We start from the raw sequence: 26,225 nt of genomic DNA on the forward strand, positions 1-26,225 counted from the left end.
AGATGAACGTAAAATTCTGGGATAAGAAGGCTGAAACAAAAGAGCCGAAAAAGAAAAAAAGCTTTGCCCGCGAGTGGGGCGATGCCATCTTATTCGCCGTGGTAGCAGCCAGTTTAATTCGTTGGGCTACCTTCGAAGCGTATACTATCCCTACCCCGTCTATGGAGAAATCGCTGCTCGTAGGCGATTTCCTGTTTGTGAGCAAGCTGCACTATGGCCCGCGCACTCCGATTACCCCGCTGCAGGTACCGCTCACGCACCAGACCATTTGGGGAACAAACATCCCTTCCTACTCCGAGGCCATTCAGTTGGAGCCGCACCGCTTGCCTGGTTTCTCCGAGGTGAAGCGTAACGATGTGGTGGTGTTCAACTACCCTACAGAGGATTACCACCCGGCTGATTTACGCACGAACTACATTAAACGCGCCATCGGCTTGCCCGGAGATTCGCTTCAGATAAAGGACCTGCAGGTATATATTGACGGAAAGCCAATTGAGAACCCGGAGAAGTTGCAGTACAGGTACATACTTGTGCCAGAGATGCAGCTTTCCCAGAAGTTTTTCCAGGACAGGAACATCAACCTGGATGGGGTTCAGCTAATTGAAGGCGGGTATATGGTAGATGCCACGCCTGAATTAGCCAAAGAGATGGCAGCGCTTGATTTCATGAAGGAAGTTATCCTCTATAAAGATATTCCTGGAAATGCCGAAGCAGCTGTATTCCCGCAGATACCAAGCAGACTAAAGTGGAACAAGGACAACTACGGTCCCATCTATATCCCACAGGAAGGAGCCACCGTGAATATCACAGGCGAATCGCTGCCGTTTTACGAGCGCGTGATCTTGAAGTATGAGCGCAACGAAAACGCAGAGGTACGCGACGGAAAATTGTTCATTAACGGCAAAGAGGTAACGCAATATACGTTCAAGCAAGACTATTACTTTATGATGGGTGATAACCGCCACAATTCATTAGACTCGCGCTACTGGGGCTTTGTACCGGAAGATCATATAGTTGGTAAGGCCGTGATGATCTGGATGTCTACTAACCCGGAAGGCGGACTGTTTGACAAAATCCGCTGGAGCCGTCTCTTCAACACTATTAAGTAGTAGGCATACTTTCATTAAGCAGCAAAGCCAGGCATGTTATGCCTGGCTTTGCTGCTTAATGAAAGTGGCTAAGGCCAGTATGGTAGAAAAAAAATAGTGGTACTTATACTTGTTAAAGCAGCTGCTGCACGTTTTCAGGAGGTCGGCCCAGTACGGCTTTGTCTCCTTTCACCACTATCGGCCGCTCGATGAGTACCGGGTGAGCGACCATTGCAGCTATCAGCTCATGGTCCGTTAGTTGCCTGCCTTTGTAGTTCTCCTTAAAAATAGCTTCGCCCTGGCGTATGAGCTGTCCGGGTTTCATGTCTAGCTTTTGCAAAAGTCGGTTGATCTCCTCTGCCGTAGGTGGGTTTTTCAGGTAATCCACCACCTCCACGTCTTGCCCTGCCTGTTGAATGAGTTCCAGTGTCTGGCGGCTCTTGCTGCATCGGGCATTATGGTATATTTTGAGCATCTTAATATGATCTGATGAAACGAAAGATAAGCTGTAGAAACGAAGATAACACCTGCAGCGGGCCTAACACAAGAATCTTTACAAGGCGTAAACAAAAATTTTCATAATTTTAGCCACTTAAACCTCCACCAACCTCTATGGAAAAACACACCTTTACCCAAAGCGCCTGCCTTTTGCTCGCGCTGTTGCTTTTCTCCTGCCTCAGTTATGCAGGTATGCCCAAAACCAAGTATAAAAGTGGCGCAGCATTGGTAAAAGCCATGCACAAACACTGGCAAGGCAAATGGTATCCTAATTTTAAATTTGAGCAACGTGCCATATTTTATGACAAAGGCACCGTTACAAAAGAGGAAGTTTGGCAGGAGATTTACAGCCAACCAAGCCGGCTGCACATCCGCTTTGATGGGTTTGAGAGTGGCAAAGGCGTCATTTTTGCCCAAGACTCGGTGTATAGCTTTACTGATAATAACCTGACTGCCTCCAAAGCACAGATTCACCCGCTCGTGTTGCTATCCTTTGATGTGTACTTCTACAAGCCTGAGGTTACGGTGGCAAAACTGCAGCAACTTAACTTCGACCTAAACAAAACAACAACAGCCGACTGGAAGGGCCGCAAAGCTATTGTGGTGGGCACTACCAACGCCGCAGACAGCAGCAGCAGTCAATTTTGGGTTGATGCGGAGCGACTGTACGTGCTGCGTATTGTGACCAATAACGGCGGCATAACGCGCGATGTGGAAATGAACAACTACAAACTCCTGGAAAACAACTGGGTAGCCACTGAAATAGTGTTCAAGACGAATGGCGAAACTACTATGCGCGAAGAATACTACAACATAAGCTTCCCGGACACGGCAGATAATGCCTGGTTCGAACCCACTAACTTCAAAAACACGCGTTGGTAGAATCCCGGAGCGGGTGCTGAAGTATGGCAACCGGTTCTTTTCACCTCATTACAATAGGCCCCTAAAAGCAAAAAACTGCACTCTATCAGAATGCAGCTTTATTAATCTGGAATTAAAAACTAATCAAAACATTTTATATATAACAACCTTAGCAGGTATATAAGAGCAAAGTAAGTTATTGCCGCTTCATCTCATTATCCAAATGGTGCCGAGCAGAAGTATTGGCAACTTAAATTATCGAAGAAGCGAGAAACAACAATTGCTTGTTTCAGCTGTGCTACCTCCTTAACTTCTGCTAAGTAACACAAGCGTCCGCCGCGCACAAAAGTAATTTTCAATAGTCCTACAATTTCTAATCAAGGTATACCCACAAGTATACCATTGATTTACAGACATATATGCAAAAAATTATTACAACGTCAAACAATTCTTCTGATGCTGTATTTCAGTTAATAAAGTCTTTGACCCGTTCAGAAAAACGGCATTTCCGGCTCTTTGCCACTCGCCAGAGCTCTAACGGTGACATTAAGTTTCTACAGCTTTTTGATGCCTTTGATGGAATGTCAGCTTATGACGAGGAGCGCGTGCTCAGGCAGGTGCCCAGTATAAAGAAGCTGCAGTTCGCCAACCTGAAGGCAAACTTGTACAAGCAGTTGCTAGCTAGTATGCGCCTTTTCCATGCCCAGCAGAACACCGACATTCAGCTGCATGAGCAACTCGACTATGCCCGCGTACTCTATAACAAGGGGCTTTACCAGCAAAGCCTGAAAATGCTGGAAAAGGTGAAGGCCGCAGCGCAGCAGGCTTCTTACCCGCACATACAGCTTGCGGCCATTGATTTCGAGAAGCACATCGAGTCGCAGTACATTACCCGAAGCCTGGAAGGGCGTGCTGAGGAGCTGTCGGAAGAGGCCACCAATAACATCGCACACCTTTCCCGCCTGCACAAGGCCTCCAGCCTGGCGCTACGCTTGTACGGACTCTACATTAAAATGGGCCATGTGCGCAGCCCTGAGGAGTGTGCTTCTATCACTGACTTTTTCCGGCAGCAACTCCCCCTCCTCGACCTGAGACAGGCGAGCTTCTCGGAAAAGCTTGCCTTCTACCAGGCCCACGTGTGGTACAACTACATTATGCAGGATTTTAAAGCCTGTTACCGCTATGCGCAGAAATGGGTAGACCTGTTTGAGGCCGAGCCGCACATGAAGGAGCAGCAGCCAATGCTTTATATCAAAGGGCTGCACAACCTGCTGTTGGCGCTCTTCAGCCTCTCCTACTATACTAAGTTTATGGAGGCGCTGCAGCAGCTGGAGGACTTTGCCGCAGACAACAACAGGCGGAGCAGCCCTAACATCGAAATGCTGCTGTTCCTCTACATTTACACCAATAGGATTAACGCCTATTATATGGAAGGGCGCTTTACGGAAGGCTTGAAAATTGTGCCGGACATACGGCGCAACCTGCGCGTGTTTCAGCAACAGCTCGACCCGCACCGGCAGCTCATCTTTTACTATAAAATTGCCGGTTTATACTTCGGCAGCGGCGACTACAACAGCACGATACTATACTTGGAGAAGATCATCCATTTTAAAGATGTGAACCTGCGCGAGGATATACAGTGTTTTGCCCGCATTCTAAACCTTATTGCGCACTATGAGGCGGGCAAAGACGAGCTGCTGGAGTACCAGGTAAAATCCGTTTTTCACTTTCTGGGCAAGATGAACGACCAGCAGCCGATGCAGGTCGCTATCTTCGAGTTTCTGCGCGAGTTGCCAGACACCAGCCCGTTTGAATTGAAGAGTGCCTTTATTAAGCTGAAGGAAAAACTGCTGTTGATTTCGGAGAACCCCATGTATCGTAGGCCATTCCTCTACCTGGACATCATCTCCTGGCTCGATAGCAAGATTAAGAACATACCAGTGCAACAGGTAATGCAGCAGAAGTTTAAAACCTTAAAATAACACCTGAAGTTATAAGCATCCGATTACCACTCAATCGGTTCCTTGCCATGCTCCTGCAAGTACTTGTTGGCTTTGCTGAAATGCTTTGTACCAAAAAATCCGCGATCGGCGGCAAAGGGTGATGGGTGCGCTGCTATTAACACCAGGTGCTTGCGCTCATCAATAAAAGCACCTTTTTTCTGGGCATAGGCACCCCAAAGCATAAACACCACATGCTCCTTTAACTCGTTTACCTGCTGCACCACGGCGTCCGTAAACTCCTCCCAGCCTTTCTTCTGATGGGAGCCTGCGTTGCCTGCACGAACCGTAAGGGTGGCATTCAGCAGCAGTACCCCCTGCTGTGCCCACCGCTCCAGGTTGCCGGTGGCGGGCATGTCTTTGCCGAGGTCGCTTTTAATCTCTTTGAAAATGTTGAGCAGCGAAGGCGGTGTCCGTACCTTGTCGCTCACCGAAAAGGCCAGCCCATTGGCCTGATTAGGCCCGTGATAAGGGTCCTGCCCCAGAATCACCACCTTCACCTCATCAAACGGACACATCTGGAAGGCGTTAAAAATCTGATTGCCTGCCGGATAAACCTTTTGCGTGGTGTATTCGTCTTTTACAAAAGAAACCAGCTCCTTGAAGTATGGCTTTTCAAATTCATCTTGTAACACATTTTGCCAGCTTTCTTCTATCTTTACATTCATGCGTAGGTTAGGCTTGTTGGGTTAGATTTCAGAAACCGCTTGCGAGCACAATTTGTTGCACAGACAGGGTTTCTACAGTATACAAAAATTTTGTAACATGGATACAAAAACAACTGAAGGTGTTAAAGTAACAGTCACAACCAATTACTTGCCGGACTACTCCAGCCCGGTGCAGCAGCACTTTGTTTTTGCCTATAAGATCAGGATTGAGAATAACAGCGAGTTTACCGTGAAGCTCCTGCGCCGCCACTGGTACATCCACGATTCCACGGGCGCCATGCGCGAGGTGGAAGGCGAAGGCGTGGTAGGCCAGCAGCCTACCCTGGAGCCCGGCGAGAGCCACGAGTACGTTTCGGGCTGCAACCTGAAAACCGGTATCGGTAAAATGCGCGGCACCTATAAAATGGAGCGCATGGTAGATGGCCGTAAATTCGACGTAACCATCCCGGAATTCACACTAGTGGTGCCTTACAAGCTGAACTAAGTTATCAATGCATTTCCATGGCTGTTTTAGAAAGTTTGAACCGCTAAGCAGCACTATTTAATTCTCCTGAAGCTCAATTTATTCTTCCATTGTTTCCCCTGCGCCAAGCTGTAGATTACCTCTTGTATCGGATGCGTGCCTTTAAGCTGCATGGAGTTCACTCTCCTTTTGTTTTTGACCTGTTCCACAACGTGCTGCACCATACCGGCCACTTCCCCGCTTATAACCATGTGGAAGCGCTGCGCGATGCACTGCTGCAGGACGAGCGCGAGCTGCAGGTAACGGACTTCGGCGCCGGCTCCAAAATAAGCAAACATAAAACGCGTAAGGTAAAGGATATAGCCCGCACCTCTGCCAAGCCAGCCAAGTATGGCCAGCTGCTTTTCCGGTTGGTAAACCACTTTCAGCCGCAAATCATTTTTGAGTTAGGAACTTCCCTTGGCCTGACCACCAGTTACCTGGCCGAAGCACGCAAAAAAGGGCATATTTACTCGTTCGAAGGCTGCCCCAACATTACCCGTGCTGCGCAAAAAAATTTCCAGCAACTCGGCCTGCAGAACATTCAGGTGATAGAGGGCAATCTGGATGAGACGCTGCAACAACAATTAAAGCAGGTGACGCAGCTGGATTTTGCGTTTCTGGATGGAAACCACCGCTACGAGCCGACCATAAGTTACTTCGAGAGTTGCCTGACCAAGAGCCATGAGCAAACGGTTTTGGTACTGGATGATATTTACTGGTCTGCAGAGATGAAGCAGGCCTGGCAGGAAATTAAACGTCACCCGCAAGTACAGCAAACGATTGATTTGTATTTCGTAGGCCTCGTGTTTTTCCGCAAGCAACAGCCGAAGGAGAACTTCACGCTATACTTCTAGCGAGGCAGCATCTCTGGAAAAAGATAAAGGACAAAAGAGATAATATTTCTCCTTCGTCCTTCATCAAAAAATCCTTTATCTGAATTTAGCGGATCGCCTGCCGGATGCGGATAAGCTTTTGCAGCAATTCCTCCAGCTGATCCAAGGGCAGCATGTTCGCCCCGTCTGACTTGGCTATACTTGGCTGCGGGTGTGTTTCGATGAACAGTCCATCAGCGCCAACGGCAATTGCCGCCTTTGCAATGGTTGTGATCAAGGCAGGTTTGCCACCAGTTACGCCCGAACTCTGGTTCGGCTGCTGCAGCGAGTGCGTCACGTCCATTACCACCGGCACCTGGTTCGACTGCATCTCGGGGATGTTGCGGAAATCCACCACCATATCGGAATAGCCGAAGCTGTTGCCACGGTCGGTCAGAATTACTTTCTCATTGCCGGATTCGCGCACTTTGTTCACGGCAAAACGCATGGCCTCGCCCGACAGGAACTGTCCCTTTTTGATATTAACCACTTTGCCCGTGTTGGCAGCGGCCACTAACAAATCTGTCTGGCGGCACAAGAATGCCGGAATCTGCAGTACATCCACATACGCGGCGGCCATGGCGGCCTCTGCACTTTCGTGAATGTCTGTAACAGTGGGCACATCAAATTCTTTTCCTACTTTCTCCAATATACGCAAGGCTTTCTCGTCGCCGATACCTGAAAAGGAATCGAGGCGGGAACGATTAGCTTTGCGGTAAGACCCCTTGAAAATCCACGGAATTTGCAGCTTGTCGGTAATGGTTTTAATACGCTCTGCTATCTGCAGGGCCATCTCTTCCCCTTCGATGGCACAGGGGCCAGCCATAAGGAAAAAATTTCCGCTGTCAGTATACTTTAGTTTGGGAATTTCGAACATAGTCATCTTTTTTATGCCTTTTGGCAAAGGTAGTTTTTTCAAGGATGAATCAAGAATAACGAATCGGTTTTTCAAGTTAGGGCTTATACTTCAGCGTCTGCCCTCTTCTGCAAAATGATAAACAGCTCCCGCCCCTGCCGGGGTTTGATGGAGTTACGCGATTTTCCGAAATGTATAAATTCAAAGTATGGCGCAAAGTATGCGCGGTACTCTTCGCTGTTGCCACCAAAGGGAGGCCCAGGCTGCGAAAATGTGGTATCAAACAAAAGTCCCATCAACTTACCTCCCGGCTTTAGCAGCTGTGCTGTTTTACGGGCATAAGCCGCCCGCAGGTCCGGGTGAAGGGCACAAAAGAAGGTCTGCTCCACTATCAGATCATACTGGTCCTGCAACTCAAAATAGTCCTGCTGTAGTAACCGCGCTTTCGGAAAATCCGGCACCCGCTGCGCGAAATTTTGGAGCGGCTCCGGCGCCACATCCACTAGGTATACTTGTGTAAATCTATTGTGATGCAGGTATTCGGCCTCATATGCGTTTCCGCAACCGGGAATTAGAATACGCAGGTGTTTATTTGGCATTTGGTCAAAATATTCCTGCAGCGGTGGCGTTATACCTCCAACGTCCCAACCCGTTTGGTCGTTTTGGTAGCGCTGCTGCCAGAAACCTGCATTAAAATCTTGCTTCATCGAGTTAGATAAGTAAATCAAAAGTTATATATTTGACTCTTGCACACACCGTAATAGGTGAGTTCCATAAAACTAATGCTTAACCCTTAGCAATTCAACAATCCTAAAAACATATGTCAGCAAACACTCCTGAAAATAGAAGTAACCGTAAACTGCTGATCGGCGGCCTGCTGGTGGTTCTAATCAGCATCAACGGCATTCTGATATACATGAACTATCAGAAAAAAGAGAAAACCGAGGAGCAGGCAGAGATCATCAAAGTAAAGAACGTTGAGCTCGAAAACCAGATAAAGCAGTTTGAGGCGCTGAAGGCTGATTTTGAGCGTCAGAGCCAGGAACTGTCGGCCATGGGCCTGGAGAACGACTCACTGGAGGCAAAGATTGAGGCAATTAGTGCCGATTTGGGCGAGCTTCGCGGCTTCCGCAACAGAAGCTACAGCCTGTCAGATCAGCGCCGTTTCCGCGACAGAGCCTCTGCCTTTGAGAAGCAGTTGAAAGAAAAAGACACCGAGATTGCCCGCCTGAAGGAGGACAACGAAGTGCTGTTTACTGAGAACACGGACCTGAAAACCACGCAAACCCGCCTGGCCGACAGCCTCACCACCATGAAGACCAGCAACCAGGAACTAAACCAGAAGGTGCGCGTGGCCTCCAAACTAGAAGCACAGGGAATCAATGTGAACATCGTGAACCAGCGGGGCAAAGAGAAAGAAGACGATGACAATGAATTTAAGGCCAAGCGTGTAGACAAGATTCGCGTGGATTTTAAACTTGGTAAAAACGATGTGGCGGTAAAAGAACCAAAAACAGTGTACATGCGATTGATAGAGCCGGATGGCGCTGCGCTTTACAACCTTTCCACGGGTTCCGGCACATTTCAGATCGAGGGCGAAGACATGTACTATACAGCCAAGCGCGATTTTGTATTCGACAATACTCAGCAGCCAATCACGTTTACGTACGACAAAAACGCCGAGTACAAAAAAGGCCAGCATACCATCGAGCTTTATTCTGAAGGCTTCCTGATCGGTAAAACTACTTTTGTACTGAAATAACTTGTTCTTCTATAGCCGAAGGATCAAGCCTCTGCCCCTTGGCAGGGGCTTTTTTATTTGCGTTATCCTTGTCAAGTAAGAGGATTGATGTTAGCGGTTGCAAGTATAAACTGCACTAACAAGTATAAACAGCCATAAAAAATGCCCCCGCTATAAAACAGGGGCATTAGTCTATTATTCACATGTAATCTTTTAACGTTGAATGTTTCAGGTTATTACTCTACCAGCACCTTTCTATCCTGAATAACCTTAAAACTTTCCACCATCTTCACGCATTCCTCAATCTGGTCTGTAAAGATGGCCACTATAGAACCCGGTGTGGCATTTTCAAGGGCATAGGCAATGGCCCGCATCTCCACGGGAATAACCTGCACCTTTTTATCAGGGGCAGTGTCTTCGATGCCCTGCAGCATGGGACCGGTGATTTCGTCTGCTGACTTGCCTCTTAAATCCTGATCGAGCCGAATTATAACTTCATCAAAAATTTCTCCCGATACCTGCCCCACCGCATAAAAATCTTCCGACCTACGATCGCCCACTGCAGCCACAATTCCTACTCTCTTCGTTACATCTAACGCATTGATGTAGTCGCCAATGGCTTTGAGCCCGCCCACGTTGTGTGCATAGTCGATCAAAACATCGAATTGCGGGAATTTGAACAGGTTCATGCGCCCCGGTGTTTTGCTTGGTGACGGGATAAAGGTGCGAAGCGCTGTTTTGATATCCTCCACCTCAAAGTGAGAGACGTAGGCAGCAAGTGTTGCCGCCAAAATGTTTTCGATGTTGAAGCGGGCCTTACCTCCGAACGTGAGTGGGATGTCTGCCACACGGTCTATCCTGATCTTGTAGGAATTCTTAAAGATAGAGATATAGCCGTTTTCGAAAACCGCAGCCAGCCCACCTTTTGCAATGTGCTTCAGAATACGCGGGTTTTCCTCATCCATGCTAAAGAGCGCGACATGGCAGTTCACCTCCCCAGCCATGCCGTACACCAGGTCATCATCCGCGTTTAGAATAGCATAGCCATCCTTCCTTACACTTTTAGGGATAACGGCCTTCACCCGCGCAAGTTCGTCTAAGGTATGGATGTCATTTAGCCCTAGGTGGTCTGAGCTTACGTTGGTAACGATACCAATGTCGCACTGCTCAAAGCCAAGCCCGGAACGCAACAGGCCTCCGCGTGCGCATTCGAGCACGGCAAAGTTCACAGTTGGGTCCTTCAGTACAAATTCGGCGCTGTAGGAGCCGGTGGTATCCCCCTTCTCCAGCATTTTATCCTGCACGTATATGCCGTCTGTGGTGGTGTAGCCAACTTGGTAGCCGTTGTGCTTCACGATGTGTGCAATCAGCCGGGTAGTAGTCGTCTTCCCGTTTGTTCCTGACACCGCTACAATCGGAATGCGCACCGGATTATCCCGAGGAAACAGCATATCTACCACGGGCTCCGCCACGTTGCGGGGCAAACCATACGTCGGCGAAATATGCATTCTGAAGCCAGGGGCAGCGTTCACCTCCAGTACAGCACCACGGGTTTCATTCAATGGTATCGCGATGTCAGTGGTCATCACATCAATACCGCAGATGTCCAGACCAATTAAACCGGCTATCCGTTCGGCCATCAGGATGTTGTAGGGGTGCACAAGGTCCGTAACATCCGTGGCCGTACCGCCCGTGCTGATGTTGGCCGTGCTTTTGAGGTATAGCACCTCTCCTTCCGGCAGCACCGACTGGGTTGTCAGGTTCAGCCCTTTCAGTATATTGCGCGTGTGCTTGTCTACCTTGATCCGGGTAAGTTCCTTCTCATGACCAATGCCGCGTCTTGGATCCCGGTTGGCCCGGTCGATTAACTGCTTAATCGTGGCGGTGCCATCGCCTGTCACCATGGCGGGCGTACGCATGGCTGCGGCCACGAACTTTCCGTTTATCACAAGCATCCGGAAATCAAATCCTTCTATAAACTGCTCCACCATCACGCCCCGCGAGAACTTTTGGGCTTCTGTAAAACCGCGTTGCGCATCTTTCAGGTTTGTAATGTTGATTGTTGCTCCTTTGCCATGGTTGCCATCCAGCGGCTTGATCACAACAGGAAATCCCAACCAATCCAGCGTGTTCTTCAGTTCGTCAGGCGAGTAGATGGTGGCTCCTTTTGGCACCGGTATTCCGGCTTCCTCCAGTATGTCTTTCGTGGCTTTTTTGTCGCCTGCTATTTCCACCGCAAAGAAGGCAGTCTTGTTGGTCATAGTGGCCTGGATCCGTTGCTGGTGCACACCATACCCCAATTGAATGAGCGAGTGCCGGTTTAAGCGGATATAAGGAATACCACGGCTTGTCGCTTCCGACACTATAGAGTAAGTGCTGGGCCCGAAATATTCATCCTCCCGGATCTCGTGCAAGCGCTTCACATCCTCCGTTAGCCTTACCTTCTCTCCTTTTACCAGTGCATTGATGATTCGCACAGCGGCATAGGCTGCGTGCTCTCCTGCCCGCTCCTCCTGGTACGAAAACACCACCATCATATGTCCTTCCTCATGTGCAGGATAGCTGCGGCCGTAACTCGTGGACATGCCTGCTAAAGCCTGCAGTGCCAGCGCTACGTGCTGTACCACATGGCCAAAGGTGGTTCCTTCGGCAAGCGCCTCAAAAAAGCCTCCCTCTGCGCCCTCTCCCGCCGCGTGCGACTGCAGCACAGGCAACAGTTTCTTCAGCCGTGACGTGAACTGTGGCGTTTGCCGCGTATCCTTCTGACTTAAGTCTTCAAGATCCAGCTTAATTACGATTAGTTTTGGGTGTTTTACTGACCAGAAATTTGGTCCGCGCATGACGCGCAAATCAACGATTTTCATGTGTTTTGTTTGGCTGTGTACGCTAGACGGTGTGGCTGCTCAGCAGCTTTTCACCGCCTCCGTCTTACACTGGGTGTAGCCCTACGGCGTAAAATTCAGTCTCCCAACCCATTCGCTCCTCGCAGAAATCCATTTTACTTAATACATATACTTTTGAAGTATACTCTTTATGCAGGGCATGCGATGGAGCACATGCAGTTGGTTGTGATGATTACGAATAAAGTTATCAAAAGATTAAGGAGCGGGCGATTACATCCTTTTTTATACTTGGGCAGGGACAGCCGGAAATATAGAAGGTTTGAAAGGTGTGGGCACAAAAAAACCTGCTAAGTATTCTTAGCAGGTTTTGGAGGTAACGAGCGGATTCGAACCGCTGTAGCAGCTTTTGCAGAGCTGAGCCTAGCCACTCGGCCACGTTACCGTGTTAAACGATTGGAGTGCAAATATACTCTGATAAATATACTTGTCAAATCTAAAATCGCTTTTTTTTGAGCAGAATAAGCTTTTCAGCTCTAGTGACAATTATAAATTTGTTTTTTGATAAAAAAAGAAGTCAGCAGATGATGTTTGGTCTGACTTTTTGGGATCGTAAGGATACTTATTTTTTATTACCTCCTTTAGTTTCCATTGACTAAAGTTTTTCTCTATATAATCCGTAAACTTTCTTTCACGAACATGAAGTGCAGAACGATCATCGTAATCATTCGAGTATATTACAACATACTGCTTTGAAGAGTTGAACAAATCAAAAATGTATTTCTCAAATAATTCATCTTCTATTAAATGGTAAAGTACATCAATAGATAAGGATACATCTGCATTGAAAATTTTATGATTATCAACAAAGGCTAATGAATTGTACAAATAAAAGCTTTTAGTCTTATCGGCTTTGAATTTATCGATACAGATTCCCACAGCTGTTTTAGAAATATCTAAACCTATATAAAAAGGATATTCAAGCATTGTAAGCTGATTCCCATCTCCACAACCAAATTCTATAACAGTTTGAATTTGGTTATTTTTCACAAAACTGTTGAGAACATCTGCTTTGAATTCAGCTAACCGATTGTAGGAGCCGGCACCGGAATTACCTCCTGAGTTGTATCTGCCCTCCCAATAGTTGTCGGTTCCTTGAAAATTTCTGTTAGTTTGTTTCAATAGTGGAATGTGCTTAATAATGCTAGTGATGAAAGACATAAATAAATAATTATAATTGTGTTTAAATAGGGAAACCGATATAGATTTTAACTACCACATGAGGTGTAGCAATTAACAATAACTGAAGACTATGTCTAAATAGTGGTAAAAGAAATGGTGGATTTTGATAAATAATAAAGCACTTGTAAATGTAATTCGGCGCTTATCATTTTTTTGGCAATATAAGTAAAAGCAGATTGCTAATTCTATGTTTTATCTCAATCCAAAAGAATATATAAAACAAAAAAGCCCCGGATCTCTCCGGGGCTTTCTGTTATGCAACAAGCTTAGTATTAAGCGTTGTTTTCTTCTTCAGAAGAATCAGACGCTGTGTCGTCGTTGTCGCCATCCTGCGTTTTCTTTGCAGCAGCAGCTTCTAACTTCTTCACGCCAGCCTCTTTCTCATTCTCCAGCATTTGCTCTTTCAGCGCAGACAGTGCATCCAGGTCTCCTAAAGTTGACTTGTCAGCGTCTTTCTGAACTTTAGGTGCGGAAGAGGAAGACTTCTCTTTCTTCTCGCCGGCTGCAGGCTTCTTAGTAGCTCTGGCAGCTCTGCTAGCTTCTACTTCAGAGTGAGAAGCAGTGTGCGAAAGGATGATCTTGCGATCGTCTTTAGAGAATTCAGTTACGCGGAAGTCAAGGCTCTCGCCTGCTTCAACCTGAGATCCGTCTTCTTTAGTTAAGCCTTTCGGGAAAGCGAAACCTTCGATACCGTAAGGTAACTCCAGTGTAGCGCCTCTGTCAGACTTCTCCAGTACAGTAGCTTTGTGAACAGAGCCAATGTTGAATACAGACTCAAACGTATCCCAAGGGTTCTCCTCTAGTTGCTTATGGCCCAGGGCAAGTCTTCTGTTTGGAACATCAAGCTCCAGAACAACTACGTCCAGGTTATCACCAACTTTCACAAACTCAGATGGGTGCTTAATCTTCTTCGTCCAAGACAGGTCAGAAACGTGTACCAAACCATCAACACCTTCTTCTAGTTCTAAGAACAGACCGAAGTTTGTCAGGTTACGAACGATGCCAGTGTGCTTCGTGCCTACTGCATACTTCGTCAGTACATTTTCTTTGTTCCAAGGATCTTCAGTCAGCTGCTTAATGCCAAGTGACATCTTGCGCTCCTGGCGGTCCATTGTCAGAACAACAGCCTGTACCTGGTCGCCTTGCTTGATGAAGTCCTGTGGGTTACGCAGGTGCTGTGACCAAGACATTTCAGAAACGTGGATCAAACCTTCTACGCCTGGCATCAGTTCCAGGAACGCGCCGTAGTCTGCTACGTTTACGATTCTACCTTCTACTTTAGAGCCAACTTCAATCTCAGCCGGAAGAGCATCCCACGGATGAGGAGTAAGCTGCTTCATGCCCAGAGAGATACGCTTCTTGTCTTCATCGAAGTCAAGAACTACCACGTTCACTTTCTGGTCAAGGTTCAATACTTCTTCTGGGTGGTTGATACGTCCCCATGAAATATCAGTGATGTGAAGCAGGCCGTCTACGCCACCAAGGTCGATGAACACACCGAAGTTTGTCATGTTCTTGATAACGCCTTCCAGTACCTGGCCTTTCTCAAGGTTGTTCAGGATGGCTGCACGCTGCTGCTCCAAGTCTTTCTCGATAAGTACTTTGTGAGATACAACCACGTTGTCGAAAGCGGCGTTGATTTTCACAACTTTCACTTCCATCTGCTTGCCCACAAACACGTCGAAGTCACGGATTGGCTTCACGTCAATTTGCGAACCTGGCAAGAAGGCCTCCACACCATGGATATCCATGATAAGACCACCTTTGGTTCTTCTCTTCACAACACCCTCCAGCACCTTGTCGTTCTCGAGCGCATCATAGATACGAGCCCAGGCGCTAACAATCTTCGCTTTCTTGCGGGAAAGGATCAGCTGACCGTTCGGGTCTTCCTGGTCTTCAATAAATACTTCTACCTGGTCGCCAGGCTTCAGGTTTGGCATGTCTCTGAATTCAGAAACAGAAACCAGTCCGTCTGATTTGAAACCGATGTTAAGAATTACGTCACGATCTGTAACGGCAACAACGGTACCAGTAACAACCTCCTGCTCCTGTACGGTAGTCAGGGTGTCGTCATACATTTGTTCCATTTCGGCTTTCTCAGCTTGGTTATAGCCGGAACCGAAACCCTGGGACTCAAACTTGTCCCAGTCGAAATTGTCTGGAGAATTACTCATATTGTTTTTTCTGCTCTTCAGTAGCCACCAGCCTAGAGCAATGAGCCGGTTTGGTTTAGTTTATAAATTCCAGAACACCGTGTCCTGGCCATTCACTTGAATGAACTGCAAAAGTAAACAAATGATTCAATAAATACTAGCTTCAGCAGATATTGCAAATCGCTTTTAGTGAGTGAATTAAGAAAATTAGTAAAGCAAACAAGGAAGTTAGTTCTGCAGCAAAAGCTGTGTTTATACTTGTTAGGGTTTATACTTGGCAAGTATGGCGGAGGTGTACGCTCTTGTACGATAGCATGCGGGCGTGCTAGAATCGAAACGATGTAATCAACAACTGAAGAACCGGCCAGACGCTCGCAGGACCTGCGGACGCTGCGAGGTCTTAAGCAAACGGTGAGGCCTTTGGTAAATAGCGAAGTATGGATATAAAAAAGCGCCGGGTCTAAAGACCTCGCGGTGTCTTCAGACCCGCGAGCGCCTGGTGGCAGTAGCCGTTCTACCACTGAAAACTGCTCACCACTCACCCATCAATCTAGTAAGAAATGTAAATTCCAAACATCCTCCTAGCTATACTTGAAGCATTGCCTCAGCAGCATTAAAGCCAAAACCATACTTAAACTAGTAAGACAACGCGATCTTCTATTCTTACTGAATATTAATTACCTATGCTTTATTCACTAAATCCTTTAGTATACATAAAGTATAATTAATTCTCCAACCCCAGGTACACACGCCAGTCCTGGTTGTGCTGGTTCAGGTGAAATTGCAGGAAGGTTTGCAAGGAGGGCCGTGCTGGCTTGCGGAGCAGTTTCAGCCCTGCCTCTTCTGGCGTGCGGTCGCCTTTGCGGGAGTTGCAGCGGGCGCAGGCGGTCACCAGGTTTTGCCATTGGGTCTCCCCACCCCTGGAACGCGGCAGCAGGTGGTCGAGGGTAAGGTTGCGGACGCCACCGCAGTATTGGCAGCTGTAGTTGTCGCGGCGCATGATGTTATGGCGGCTAAGCGCAATGCCATGGTAAGGGACCCGCACATAGCGCTGCAACCGGATAATGGAGGGCACTGGATAGGAAATGCTGACAGTGCGCAGAACTTCGTTCTCTGCATCCTTGATCATCTCGGCTTTCTCGAGATAAACAAGCAGAAAAGCTTTCTGAACAGTACAAACGGCAATAGCGCTGAAGTCTTGGTTAAGGATGAGAACTTTTTCTTTCATGACCCATTTCTGTCCTACGGATACCTTTTACGGAAAAAACCGCGGCGGTATACCATAAGTTTAAAGAAATCAGGAAGTTCAGAAAGAAATTCGTTTGATAATGCGCAGGTTGTGTGTGTAACGCTTTAGGTTGGCGTTGTAAATGCCGTTGTGGTCGAGCTTATCGACCCGCACCTCCCCGTGGGCGTGCATAATCTGCTGACCTTCCAGCACAATGCCCACATGGGTGATTCGCCCCTCAGGATTTGAGAAGAAAGCCAGGTCGCCTGGTTGCGCCTGCGTTACAAAATGCACTTCCTCGCCATGCAGGGCCTGCTGGTAGGCATCGCGGGGCAGTTGGTAGCCGCAGATTCCGAACACCTGCTGCGTAAAGCCAGAACAGTCAATTCCGAATACCGATTTGCCGCCCCACAAGTATGGGAACTTGAGGAAACGGTGCGCCACAGCTATCAACTCATCGGGTGTTTGAGTAGCATCAGGGGCAACAACAGTACCAGTGATAGCCAACCGTTCCTCATTTACCCGGATGTGCTGCCCATCGAAGAAAGGTAAATAGCTGCCGATGCCGATGGGTATTTGCACTTCCCCCTGCTGCACGGTCTGCAGCAGATCAAGCGAACGGGAGTGTTTGGTCTGACACCACGCTTTGTAGTATTCTTCAGAAACGGGCGTATGCAGCTTAAAGTCGATCCAGCCACGGTAGCCATCTGTTGCCAGCTGCAGGCAGCGCCAGTTTCCCTCCTGCGCCACCACCTCATAGCATTCCCCAAACAAAAGCTGCGTTACAATTTCAGCCCTGTCAGAGGTTTCGGCACGCATCGGCGCCACGCTAAGCATACCTATTCCGTAGTCCACTCCTTTGAGAATTATGAATGATGAATTATTAATTATGAATGGGAGTATGAAGAACCTTTTTGTTTTAGATCATCAATTTATACTTCCTAACGCAGAATGCAGAGCTGAAAAAAGGAGAACTACAAATGAAAATTAATTCATAATTCGTAATTCATCATTCCTAATTGCACGTTTCGCGTGCTAAAACCCGCTTCTGTCCATTTCACGCTTTATATCCTTTTCCTTAATATCTTGTCGCTTGTCGTACAGCTTCTTACCTTTAGCCAGTGCAATCTCTACTTTAGCAAAACCACGGTCGCTTATGAAGATGCGTGTGGGAATTATGGTTACGCCCTGCTCCTGCGTCTTCGACTCAAGTTTACTTAGCTCTGACTTCTTCAGCAGCAGCTTTCGGGTGCGCACCGGCTCGTGGTTAAAGTGGGTGCCTTCGGTATAGGTAGAGATGTGCACATTATGAAGCCACAACTCGCCGTTCGTAAACACACAATATCCATCCTGCATGTTCACCTTGCCTTCGCGTATCGATTTGATCTCCGTGCCCTTCAGCATTACGCCGGCGGTGTACTTATCTATAAATTGAAATTCAAAAGAAGCTTTGCGGTTAACAATGTTAACGTGCTTCTTTATTCTGTCTTTCTCTTGTTTCGCCATTTATACTTGTTTCGGCGCCAATATTCTGGCTAGTTTCTCTTTTTTCAAAATCTTTTGCCCCGTTTCCCCGTCTGCCACAACCCTGTCACCCACTTTTGCCTCAAAAGAGCAAATTACATCATGCCCTTCATGCTTGGTTAAAGTGGCAGTAATGACTACATCATTCCCTTCAAAAGCAGGTGCTTTATGGTTGATGGTCAGAAAGGTGCCTATCCCCTCTTCATCCGCTGATTTAATATCCAGCACGAACAACCTGCCTGCCCATTCCGCTGCCTGAGCCAACGAAAAGGTAGAGCAAACGGCATGTACCAACCCATCCTCAAAGGCAGCGAAATCGGCTGTAGTTATCCGTTTGCTATACGTACGTATATCGCCGGGTTTTATGGGCGTTGTTTGTTTATCGTTTCCCGTTGTTCGCATCTCCGTCTGTCAATTTGAATTATTATTCTTGGTAATGAATTTCATCACATTGCTTTCAAAGCCACACATGCAGTTGATCATTTCCAGAACGCGAATAACGATAAACGAACAACTATATCTTCAGTCTTGGCTCCGGGCTTACGTATTGAGTAGCGAAATCGCCCTTCAGATACTGAAAGTGGGCGGCTATGGCGATCATACCGGCATTGTCGGTGCAATACTGAAAAGCGGGGATGTATATTTTCCAGTTATACTTGCCGGCATACTCCTGCAGTGTCTTACGCAGGCCTGAATTCGCTGACACACCTCCGGCAATGGCAATTTCTTTGATGTTCAGATCTTTCGATGCCTGCACCAGCTTCTTAAGGAGTGTCTTGATTAGCGTTTTCTGCACGCTGGCGCAGATATCCGCCATATTTTCCGCAGCAAAATTCGGGTTCTCCTTTGCCCTGTCCCGCAGGAAGTATAAAACAGACGTTTTGATGCCGCTGAACGAGAAATTATACTCAGGCATGTTGCCCACCGGAAACTCAAATGCCTCTGCGTTTCCGGTTGCCGCCATTTTATCCAGCATGGGGCCACCTGGGTACGGCAGGCCGAGCATCTTGGCTGTTTTATCGAAGGCCTCTCCCACTGCATCGTCGGTTGTTTGACCGATCACCTCCATGTTCAGGTGGTCTTTTACCAGCACTATTTGCGTATGACCGCCGCTAACCGTTAAACATAGGAACGGAAATTGCGGTGTAGGTTCATCGATGAAGTGGGCCAGTATGTGGGCCTGCATGTGGTTTACCTCAATCAGCGGAATATCCAGCCCCAGCGCAAACGACTTGGCAAATGAGCAGCCGACGAGTAAAGCGCCCAACAGGCCAGGGCCACGCGTGAAGGCAACTGCATTTAGCTCACTTTTTTCTACATTTGCCTGTTGCAGCGCCTGTGCCACCACCGGTATAATGTTCTGTTGGTGCGCCCTGGAGGCTAGCTCCGGAACCACACCGCCATATTGTTCGTGTACAGCCTGTGTATTTACTATATTTGACAACACCTTGCCCCCGCGGATTACCGCGGCCGAGGTTTCGTCGCAAGAAGATTCTATTGCTAAGATTGTAGGTTCAGTCATTATTGGAAAAGGAACAGTCAACAAATTACTTCAAAGTTATAGGAAAAGCTATTCTAAAAATAGTTTTGGGGCTTTTCCTGTTCCTTTTGCTGCTGTTTGCAGCCGTTTTCGTCGCCATTCGGTTTCCGGCTGTGCAAACGAAGGTGGCGCAGCGCGTAGCCGCCTACTTGTCGGAGGCTACCCAGCATGAAGTAACCATCGGCAGCGTAGACATCGAATTTTTCTCGAGGGTGGTACTCGAAAAACTGCAGGTGCAGGACAACCGCGATAAAGAACTTTTCTATGTGGGCCGGGCCGAAGCCGATATCGATGCCTTCTCCCTTTTAGACCTGAACAACCTTTCCATCAGCACACTTACGTTACAGGAGCCACGGGCCAACCTGGTGCAGTACCAGGGGAGCGACACCCTTAACTTGAGCAGCTTTTTTGATGCCTTGGGCGATCTCTTTGTGAAGGACACCACCAAGCCCGCTGAACCGTTCAACTTTAAACTTGGGGAGCTTATTATTAAAGATGGCCGGTTTACGTACGATAACTTTAACGAGGCGCCAACCGAGTATGGCATCGATTACAGCCACCTGTCGGTTGCCAATTTAAACGGGCGCTTCAGCGAAATAGCCCTGGAAGACACACTCCGGGTGAAGGTAACAGACCTTACCGCCCTTGAAACCCGCTCCGAAACCAGGCTGCACAACTTGGACACCCGCTTAACCTACGCCCCCACGTTTATGGAGTGGGATGCGCTGGACCTGCAACTGAACCAGAGCAACCTGCAGCACTACCTGCGCTTCGATTATAACGCCATCAGCGACTTCGGCACCTTTATCGACAGTGTGCGCATAAATGCCGAGTTAATAGACTCCAAAGTATACTCACAGGACATTGCCGTATTCGCCCCGCAAATGCGGGAATACGATGAGACACTGCTGGTAAACTCGCTACAATTTAAAGGGCTAGTATCAGATTTTAATGCTACAAACGTCGACCTGGCCTACGGCGACAACACGCACATCGTTGGAAGCATAAGTGCAGACGGTCTCCCTAACTTCAAAGAGACCTTTGCCAACCTGCGCCTGAAGCCCTCTACCATCAGCGCCAAAGACCTGCAGCAGTTTTTGCCTGCCGATGCCTATAAAACGGCCGCACGCCTTGGCAAAGTAGCGTTGGAAGGCCGTTTCCTTGGATTTTACAACGACTTCGTGGCAAACGGGGAATTCAATACAGCCCTGGGCAAGGTAAAGTCAGACATCAACCTAAAAATAGACGACAACACCCGCCGCTCCTCCTACAGTGGCTTTGTGACCACAAACGGCTTTAACCTGGGCCGCCTGCTGGATAAGGAAGATCAGTTCAAGACGATCTCCATGAGCGGGCGCCTGCAGGGTTCGGGCTTTACGCTACAGGATGCCAATGTGAAACTGAATGCCGAGGTTGGCCAGCTCCAACTGCTCGGCTACAATTACCAGAATATTAAAGCAAACGGCGTACTGAACAAGCAGGTCTTCACCGGCGAAGTTTCCATCAACGACCCTAATCTGATGTTCACAGCAAATGGGGAAGTGAACCTGGCCAATGAGAAAAAAGCATTCAATATGATGGCTGACCTGGAGCGCGTAAACCTGCAGGCGCTCAGGCTGTCTGAGGAGCCGCTTATTATCAGTGCAGAGGCGAACCTGAACTTCAGGGGCCTGGCCCTGGATGATTTCGAAGGAACAGCCAAGTTCGATAGTGCCTATGTGATCTACAAAGGCAACCAGCTCCCAATCGACTCGGTGCTCATCCGCTCTGAGATAGCGGGTGGCGAGCGGAGCCTGTACATTACCTCCGACCTGCTGGCGCTGAACGTGAACGGCAACTTTGACTATACTACCCTGATTGATGACATTCAGCGGCTGGCACAGGAGTACAGGCTGAACTTCGAAAGCGATGAGGCAGCGACTACCGCTTATTATAACCGAAAGCCAAATACACTTGCCAGTGGGGAATATGCCGTGCAATACGAGTTATATTTAAAGCACGTCAATCCCCTTCTCGACCTCTTTGCGCCGGAACTGGCCATTTCAGATTTTTCTAAAGTGGAAGGGTCCTTCCGCTATGGCAATACCGCAATTCTGGAACTATACGCCGGTATCGACACTATTGTATATGATGACTACCGCCTCTACGGCAATGCCATTGAACTGAATACATCCAAACTGCAGGATAACCCTGATGTGCTGGCCGCCGCACTTTTCACCTCCCAAAAACAAGACCTGCCGGGCGTAGGAAACACACAGGACTTTTACGTAGAGGGCATCTGGAGCGAACGGACCATAAACTTTGCCACCAGCGTGCGCCAGCCTGAGCAAAATAACCGCGCTCTGATCACTGGCGATTTAAACTTTCTGCCAAGCCAGGTGCAGATCGTTTTTGATGAATCGAACATTACCCTGCAGCAGAACCCCTGGGCATTTGTGCCGGGCAACACGCTCTACATCAGCGAGGGCGGCCGGAGATTGGTATTTGAAGACTTTGCGCTCACTAACCTGAACCAGGTGATCCGGGCAGAAGGCACTGTTTCGGAAGACCCCGACAGCCGTCTGTTGGTGAATGTGGAGAATTTCAACCTGAACAACCTGAACCCGCTCATCGCCATGGACATAGCCGGTGAAATGACAGGTGAATTGCTGGTGCAGGACTTGTATGATGAGGCGAAGCTGGATGCTTCCATGCGTATCGACTCCTTCTATCTCGACCAGGTGTTCATCGGCCACATTGTGGGCAGCACCGAATGGCTGAAGGCACAGCAGCGGGCTGTGGTGGACGTGGCCATTGAGCGCGAAGGAAAAAAAGTACTGACGGTAAGCGGTAACTACAACCCGGCAGCTAAAGAAGACCAACTGGACCTGCTGGCGGTAATGGACCAGGCAAACCTGAAGCTGGCAGAACCAGTGTTGCGCGGATTGGTTTCAGATTTAAGGGGCGATATGGAGGGACGCATCCGCATACTTGGCAGCCTCGACTATCCTATCCTGAAGGGCTCGGTGATGGTGACAAACGGGCAGTTCACTTTCGATTACCTGAATACGACGTACCGCTTTGACGACCGCATCTACTTTGGACCGAACAGCATCAACTTCCGCAATGCACAGCTGCATGATATTTACGGAAACACAGGAACCATTACCGGCGGTATTGCACATGACGGCTTTGCCAACATGGTAGTGGACCTGGAGGCGCGCTTCCGCGATTTTATGGTGCTAAACACTACCGAAAATCAGAACGAGCTCTTCTACGGAACTGCTTTTGCCACCGGCACCGCTAGCGTACTGGGGCCGGTAGATAACCTGCAGGTAAAGATTGATGCCCGCAGCGAGGAGAACACACGCATCGTGCTGCCGCTGGACAACCAGACGGAAGTATCCCGGAAAGACTTTATCTCCTTCGTTAACCGGAACATTTCTGACAGCACTGGTGTGGCCGTGGCAGTGGAGGACCAGCGCGTGGACCTCTCCGGTATTAACCTTGACTTTAACCTGGATGTGACGGACGATGCCTACTTCGAGATCATCATCGACCGCACCACAGGTGATGTGATCCGAGGATCAGGCAACGGCGATATTCAGATGACAATTGACACCCGCGGCGACTTTAACATGTACGGCACCTTCGAGATTACAGAGGGCGCTTACAACCTGAACCTGCTCGAAGGACTGATTACGCGTGAGTTCCAGGTGGTACCAGGAGGAACGATCACCTGGAACGGCGATCCGACTGCCGGCACGATGGATATAACGGCACATTACACGCAAATGGCTTCGTTTAGCGGCTTACTTCCCACAACTGCGGATGGCGACGAAATTATGGGACGCTATCCGGTTGTGGCTGTAATTGAGCTAAATGGCTCATTGCTCACGCCCCAGATTGAACTTGGTCTTGGCTTTGAGCAGTTGCCCCAAGGAGTTCAGACCAGGCTATATTCGCTGATTAACTCCATTAAAAGTGATGAAAGTGAGCTGAACCGCCAGGTGTTCAGCCTTCTCGTGTTGCAGCGCCTCTCGCCTCAGGGTACGCTTGCCTTCGACAGCAGCATAGGTGCCGGTGCCGTGGGCGGCAGTTTGGGTAGCTTGCTGTCCAGCCAGCTAAACAATTTCCTGAGTAACCTCGACAGTAACTTGGAGATTGACATTGGCCTGGGCAACATTGGCCGAGACGCGCTGTCGTCGCTGCAGGTGCGCCTGAGTTATACTTTCCTGCAGGGCCGTTTGCGCGTGACGAACGAGTCCGGCTTTAACAACGGCCCTGACGATGCGACCAGGGGAACATCCTCTTATGTTGGCGACTGGACATTAGATTACTATATTTCCAGGACGGGCGAGCTACGGGGCCGGCTGGAATATAATTCTACGCCCAACATTTACACGGGCCGCATCACCCAAAGCCAAAGTATCAGTTTGCTCCACACAAAACGCTTCGACAGCCTGCGGGAGTTGTTCGGCAGTGAGCGGCGCAAAAGGGAACGGGAGCAACTGGAGCAGGAAAGGGACCGCATCATACTTGATTCTGACCCACGTTTGGAACTGTAACTAAAAAGCCTGCCTCCAACCGGAGCAGGCTTTTTTAATTCCCCTTGAAGGATGCCCTGCATATTAGAAATATATTTCTAATTTTGCGAGAGGAGGCAACAGGTATGGCTACGAAAGTAAAACACGTAAAAAAGAAAAAATTAGGTAATTACCCGCACACCATGGTGGTGTTCAGCATTACGCTGGCCCTCTTCGTGATCGGGCTGTTCGGTTTGCTCCTGATTCATGCCGGCAAGCTGTCGGAGAAGGTGAAGGAGAGCCTGGAGATGCAGGTGTACCTGGACCGCAACCTGACTGAGGTGCAATTGGTGCGCCTGCAGAAGACCTTTGCCGCCAAAGAGTTTATCGCTTACAAAAACGACACCGCGCAGGTGCGCTTCGTGTCTAAGGAAGAAGGGGCCAAGGCCTTTTTAGATGAGACAGGCGAGGATTTTATGGAATTTTTGGGCGACAACCCGCTGCGCGACGCCTATGTGCTCAGAATTGATGCCGACCACTCCAGCTCAGCCATGCTTAAAAGTATAAAAGTAGACCTGGAGTCGATTGACGGGGTGCACGAGGTGCAGTACGTGGAGAGCCTCATCGAATCAATCAATGAAAACATCAAAAAGATAAGCATTGTGCTTCTTGGCTTTGCTGCCATACTTGTGCTCGTAGTCACCATTCTGATCAACAATACCATTAAACTGGCCTTATACTCGCAGCGGTTTCTTATCCGGAGCATGCAATTAGTGGGGGCTACTTCGTTCTTTATCCAGCGCCCGTTCCTGAACAGAGCCGCCTGGCAGGGTGTAATGAGCGGCATCCTTGCTTCTGCCTTGCTCTTTGGATTGATGCAGTACGCATATACACAGGTGACGGAGCTACAACTGCTGCGCAACGACGAGCAGACGTACATCTTGATGGGTGCCCTTGTGGTGGTGGGGCTTATCATAGGCTTCATGAGCTCCTATAGGGCCGTACGAAAATATTTAGGCATGTCACTAGACGAATTATACTAACAAATGGAAGAAACTAAAAAGAAGCAGCTCGCTTTCGGCAGCAAGAACTATCGCCTGATGCTGCTTGGCATTGCGCTGCTGATTGTTGGCTTTATCATCATGTCGTTGGATACAGAGCCCTACGGGTTGGGATTCCTGGGCATCACGCTCGGACCGCTAGTAGTGCTGGCAGGTTTTGCCGTTGAAATTTTCGCCATCATGGCCAAGGACAAAAAGCAGGATTAAATGAGTGTATGGCAGGCTATTATCTTAGCCATTGTTGAAGGATTAACCGAGTTCCTGCCCGTTTCCTCTACGGGACACATGATTATCGCTTCCAGCCTGATGGGCATCAATGAACTCCCGATTACGAAAGTTTTTGAGGTGAACATACAGTTTGGGGCAATTCTGTCGGTGGTGGTGCTGTACTGGCGCCGCTTTTTGCAGAGTTTCAATTTCTATACAAAGCTGCTTGTTGCTTTTATTCCGGCCGTTGTGTTTGGCCTGGCTTTCAAAGAAGTGGTAGATGCCATGCTGGAGAGCGTGGTAGTAACAGCCATCATGCTGGTGCTGGGGGGTATTGTGCTCCTGTTCGTGGATAAATGGTTCAGGCACTCAGATAAAGAGGAGATTACCTATAAAAATGCGGTTGTGATTGGCCTGTTTCAGTGCATTGCCATGATTCCGGGCGTTTCGCGCTCAGCAGCCTCCATTATTGGCGGCCTGGCACAGGGCGTGGACCGGAAAACTGCGGCGGAATTCTCCTTTTTCCTGGCCGTGCCAACCATGCTGGCTGCCGCCTCTTATAAGTTTGTGGAGGATTTGCTGAAGCTGGAAATATCCGATGTACTGAAACTGGACATCGAGAAAATACAGAACAGCTTTGCAGCCATCGATCCCAATGATATTCAACTGCTGTTGATTGGAAATGTGGTGGCGTTTGTGGTAGCAATGCTGGCCATTCGCTTCTTTATTAACTTCCTGACCAAGTATGGCTTCAAGATGTTTGGCTATTACCGCATCGCGCTTGGCGTGGTGCTGCTGACGCTGCTGGCCATGGGTTACGAATTAACTGTATAACT

Annotated in this window: 22 protein-coding genes and 1 tRNA gene; 10 read left to right on the forward strand and 13 right to left on the reverse strand. The window is 48.6% G+C overall.

Translation table 11 applies throughout. From position 1 onward, the window contains the following. Window positions 1-2 precede the first annotated feature (2 nt). Window positions 3-1,109 (forward strand): signal peptidase I, encoded by a 1,107-nt coding sequence (gene lepB / locus A0W33_RS19770; protein WP_068839803.1) that lies wholly within the window; start codon window positions 3-5, stop codon window positions 1,107-1,109. A 112-nt stretch (window positions 1,110-1,221) separates the two neighbouring features. Here lepB and arsC read toward each other — a convergent pair whose 3' ends face one another. Further along, complete coding sequence (gene arsC, locus A0W33_RS19775) at window positions 1,222-1,569, reverse strand: arsenate reductase (glutaredoxin) (RefSeq protein WP_394331612.1); 348 nt, start codon at window positions 1,567-1,569, stop codon at window positions 1,222-1,224. A 131-nt stretch (window positions 1,570-1,700) separates the two neighbouring features. Here arsC and A0W33_RS19780 point away from each other — a divergent pair, with 131 nt between their 5' ends. Together A0W33_RS19780 and A0W33_RS19785 are read left to right on the forward strand one after the other, a co-directional pair. Continuing rightward, on the forward strand, window positions 1,701-2,468 hold the full coding sequence (locus A0W33_RS19780; protein WP_068839805.1) for a LolA-like protein: 768 nt from the start codon (window positions 1,701-1,703) through the stop codon (window positions 2,466-2,468). 461 nt (window positions 2,469-2,929) lie between these two features. Then, window positions 2,930-4,429: a hypothetical protein gene (locus A0W33_RS19785; RefSeq protein WP_082815406.1), complete on the forward strand. Its 1,500-nt coding sequence runs from the start codon at window positions 2,930-2,932 to the stop codon at window positions 4,427-4,429. 23 nt (window positions 4,430-4,452) lie between these two features. On the opposite strand, the gene ung is transcribed toward A0W33_RS19785, so the two are convergent. After that, complete coding sequence (ung, locus tag A0W33_RS19790) at window positions 4,453-5,115, reverse strand: uracil-DNA glycosylase (RefSeq protein WP_068839807.1); 663 nt, start codon at window positions 5,113-5,115, stop codon at window positions 4,453-4,455. 97 nt (window positions 5,116-5,212) lie between these two features. On the opposite strand from ung, the gene apaG reads away from it, so the two are divergent. Together apaG and A0W33_RS19800 are read left to right on the forward strand one after the other, a co-directional pair. Beyond that, a complete protein-coding gene (gene apaG / locus A0W33_RS19795) occupies window positions 5,213-5,599 on the forward strand; it encodes a Co2+/Mg2+ efflux protein ApaG (RefSeq protein ID WP_068839808.1) in 387 nt (128 codons plus the stop codon). A gap of 131 nt (window positions 5,600-5,730) precedes the next feature. Continuing rightward, on the forward strand, window positions 5,731-6,474 hold the full coding sequence (locus tag A0W33_RS19800) for an O-methyltransferase (protein WP_068839809.1): 744 nt from the start codon (window positions 5,731-5,733) through the stop codon (window positions 6,472-6,474). An 85-nt stretch (window positions 6,475-6,559) separates the two neighbouring features. On the opposite strand, the gene kdsA is transcribed toward A0W33_RS19800, so the two are convergent. Both kdsA and A0W33_RS19810 read right to left on the reverse strand, forming a co-directional pair. Continuing rightward, window positions 6,560-7,369, reverse strand: coding sequence for a 3-deoxy-8-phosphooctulonate synthase (gene kdsA, locus A0W33_RS19805; protein ID WP_139237087.1), 810 nt, complete (start codon window positions 7,367-7,369; stop codon window positions 6,560-6,562). Between the two features lie 83 nt (window positions 7,370-7,452). Then, window positions 7,453-8,055 carry a methyltransferase gene (locus A0W33_RS19810; RefSeq protein ID WP_068839811.1) on the reverse strand — a complete coding sequence of 201 codons (603 nt, stop codon included), beginning with the start codon at window positions 8,053-8,055 and terminating at the stop codon, window positions 7,453-7,455. 113 nt (window positions 8,056-8,168) lie between these two features. Here A0W33_RS19810 and A0W33_RS19815 point away from each other — a divergent pair, with 113 nt between their 5' ends. Continuing rightward, window positions 8,169-9,110: a hypothetical protein gene (locus A0W33_RS19815; protein ID WP_068839812.1), complete on the forward strand. Its 942-nt coding sequence runs from the start codon at window positions 8,169-8,171 to the stop codon at window positions 9,108-9,110. A 215-nt stretch (window positions 9,111-9,325) separates the two neighbouring features. On the opposite strand, the gene cphA is transcribed toward A0W33_RS19815, so the two are convergent. The 9 genes from cphA to tsaD form a co-directional block, all read right to left on the reverse strand. Further along, window positions 9,326-11,953 (reverse strand): cyanophycin synthetase, encoded by a 2,628-nt coding sequence (cphA, locus tag A0W33_RS19820; RefSeq protein WP_068839813.1) that lies wholly within the window; start codon window positions 11,951-11,953, stop codon window positions 9,326-9,328. 347 nt (window positions 11,954-12,300) lie between these two features. Beyond that, window positions 12,301-12,374: transfer RNA gene (locus tag A0W33_RS19825), tRNA-Cys, on the reverse strand. 101 nt (window positions 12,375-12,475) lie between these two features. After that, the gene (locus A0W33_RS19830; RefSeq protein WP_216637168.1) at window positions 12,476-13,111 is read right to left on the reverse strand and encodes a class I SAM-dependent methyltransferase; all 636 of its coding nucleotides are present in this window, start codon (window positions 13,109-13,111) and stop codon (window positions 12,476-12,478) included. A 332-nt stretch (window positions 13,112-13,443) separates the two neighbouring features. Continuing rightward, the gene (gene rpsA, locus A0W33_RS19835) at window positions 13,444-15,345 is read right to left on the reverse strand and encodes a 30S ribosomal protein S1 (RefSeq protein WP_068839815.1); all 1,902 of its coding nucleotides are present in this window, start codon (window positions 15,343-15,345) and stop codon (window positions 13,444-13,446) included. 703 nt (window positions 15,346-16,048) lie between these two features. Further along, the gene (locus tag A0W33_RS19840; RefSeq protein ID WP_068839816.1) at window positions 16,049-16,552 is read right to left on the reverse strand and encodes an HNH endonuclease; all 504 of its coding nucleotides are present in this window, start codon (window positions 16,550-16,552) and stop codon (window positions 16,049-16,051) included. 78 nt (window positions 16,553-16,630) lie between these two features. Next, on the reverse strand, window positions 16,631-17,407 hold the full coding sequence (locus tag A0W33_RS19845) for a C40 family peptidase (protein WP_071890946.1): 777 nt from the start codon (window positions 17,405-17,407) through the stop codon (window positions 16,631-16,633). A 180-nt stretch (window positions 17,408-17,587) separates the two neighbouring features. Next, window positions 17,588-18,058, reverse strand: coding sequence for an SsrA-binding protein SmpB (gene smpB, locus A0W33_RS19850; protein WP_068839818.1), 471 nt, complete (start codon window positions 18,056-18,058; stop codon window positions 17,588-17,590). Then, window positions 18,059-18,478: a thioesterase family protein gene (locus A0W33_RS19855; protein ID WP_068839819.1), complete on the reverse strand. Its 420-nt coding sequence runs from the start codon at window positions 18,476-18,478 to the stop codon at window positions 18,059-18,061. Window positions 18,479-18,590: 112 nt separating this feature from the next. Beyond that, entirely contained in the window at window positions 18,591-19,598 is a 1,008-nt protein-coding gene (tsaD, locus tag A0W33_RS19860) for a tRNA (adenosine(37)-N6)-threonylcarbamoyltransferase complex transferase subunit TsaD (protein WP_068839820.1), read from the reverse strand. Window positions 19,599-19,663: 65 nt separating this feature from the next. Here tsaD and A0W33_RS19865 point away from each other — a divergent pair, with 65 nt between their 5' ends. From A0W33_RS19865 to A0W33_RS19880, 4 genes are all read left to right on the forward strand, one after another. Further along, window positions 19,664-24,163: a translocation/assembly module TamB domain-containing protein gene (locus tag A0W33_RS19865; RefSeq protein WP_139237088.1), complete on the forward strand. Its 4,500-nt coding sequence runs from the start codon at window positions 19,664-19,666 to the stop codon at window positions 24,161-24,163. Window positions 24,164-24,267: 104 nt separating this feature from the next. After that, window positions 24,268-25,164, forward strand: a complete 897-nt coding sequence (locus A0W33_RS19870; protein ID WP_068839822.1) for a cell division protein FtsX — start codon at window positions 24,268-24,270, stop codon at window positions 25,162-25,164. A 3-nt stretch (window positions 25,165-25,167) separates the two neighbouring features. Further along, window positions 25,168-25,389, forward strand: coding sequence for a DUF3098 domain-containing protein (locus tag A0W33_RS19875; RefSeq protein ID WP_068839823.1), 222 nt, complete (start codon window positions 25,168-25,170; stop codon window positions 25,387-25,389). After that, window positions 25,390-26,223, forward strand: coding sequence for an undecaprenyl-diphosphate phosphatase (locus A0W33_RS19880; protein ID WP_068839824.1), 834 nt, complete (start codon window positions 25,390-25,392; stop codon window positions 26,221-26,223). Window positions 26,224-26,225 lie beyond the last annotated feature (2 nt).

Origin of the sequence: Pontibacter akesuensis, from assembly GCF_001611675.1 — a bacterium.
Lineage (GTDB): Bacteria > Bacteroidota > Bacteroidia > Cytophagales > Hymenobacteraceae > Pontibacter > Pontibacter akesuensis.